General features: G+C 30.6%; 1 protein-coding gene. It reads right to left on the bottom strand.

Annotated features, from left to right (window positions below):
• Positions 1 to 172 precede the first annotated feature (172 nt).
• A partial coding sequence (locus ACESR5_RS11990; protein ID WP_373155989.1) for an IS4 family transposase occupies positions 173 to 1,472 on the bottom strand: 1,300 nt, incomplete at its 5' end.

The raw sequence follows: 1,472 nt of genomic DNA, 5'->3' as shown, positions 1-1,472 counted from the left end.
TCAATGTCGTCAATTTAATGACATTAAAATAGAGAGAATATTTGATCAAATTCAAAATTCTCCCTTTTTTCTTTCTGTGCTAAAAAAGCACAAAAAGATACTGATCATTTTTAATGATTTTTTTAAGTTTTTAAGTTATAATTTTTTTAGAAAATGATGTCTATACTACCGATTAGCGTTTTATACGTAAATATCCCTTTTTCATTTTTCTAACTTTGGGATTTCGTTTGCCATCAACTCTATATTTGAGTGTTGTTGGTTTCTTGGTATAGACATTCCATCTTCCAAAGAGTCTATTGGGTCGAATAGGCTCTTTATTTTTTGAGGCTTTTCTTATTATTTTATTTATGAGTCTCCTGAATCCATCTTTCATGTTTAATAGTTTTGCAAGATTAGCCCTTAATAATTGTATCAGGTTATTTATATTTGTCTGATAATTATATTTTTCAGTATGTGTGATAAGTTTATCTGATTCTTTTTTTATCATTGCAGCTAAATTATGAACTATAACCTGTGAATGTAATTCCTGCAGTATGAGTTCTGCTTTTTTACTCGTTACTTTTTCCATCTCAATCTTATTTTTTAGGATATCATATCCGGTTTCTGCTGACCATCTGTTTCCATAAAGCTGTAGCACTTCTTTTGTTGGCCATTCATTTTCATCAAGATTCGTGAAAATAATGATTTCTTCATCTTTTTCACTAACCTTTAATTGCCTTAATTCAGATTTCATAACTTTGATGACTCTTAACCTGAAGTTCCTATGCTCTCTGGCATAATCCTTGACTTCTTCAATTTTAAAGCGATCAATCCATCTGTCATCCAAATCTATTTCAATCCAACCATCTCTTTCAATATTTTCTAGCTGTTTCTTATAAAAGTTTGGCTTTCCTCTGTAACAGAATTTATCGCCTTTCATATTATAATAAACAAAGATATCAGTTGATGGATAATTGCGGTCACCCATGTATATAACTTTCTGCTTTTCTAGAATATCATGAATATTATTCATTTGTTCATATGCCATGGGTATTTCAGAATCCTTATAAGATTTAATCAATACATCAATATATATACCATTGCATACATCTAAAAATCCAGATATTCTTGGAGAAGCTTTAAATAAATTGTTTCTATTGGGATCATTAACTCCAAAAACTCTAGCATTTTCTTCAGTGTAAGGTGCTTCTCCAACCGATCCATCTATAGCTACAACTGTATATCCTTTCAATGTTTCATAATCATTATTCTGATAATAGTGCTTACATAACTTTGAATTTATATATGGAAACACTTTATAATCCAGCTTTTCCTGTGCCTGAAATATCGCCTGCTTGGAAACTGACTTTTCCAACCCAAAAGATGAATAGTAATGATTGATTTCATTGGCAACTGTGTAACCTTGTCTAGATATGAGAAACTTGAGCAGTCCTGTAAGTCCCAATTTTGAATCTCTTGTAAAATATCTGGGA

It is taken from the genome of Clostridium sp. AUH-JLR23 (assembly GCF_964238065.1).
Classification (GTDB): domain Bacteria; phylum Bacillota_I; class Bacilli_A; order Erysipelotrichales; family Coprobacillaceae; genus Allocoprobacillus; species Allocoprobacillus merdigallinarum.
This window is presented reverse-complemented; position numbering and strand designations above follow the sequence as displayed.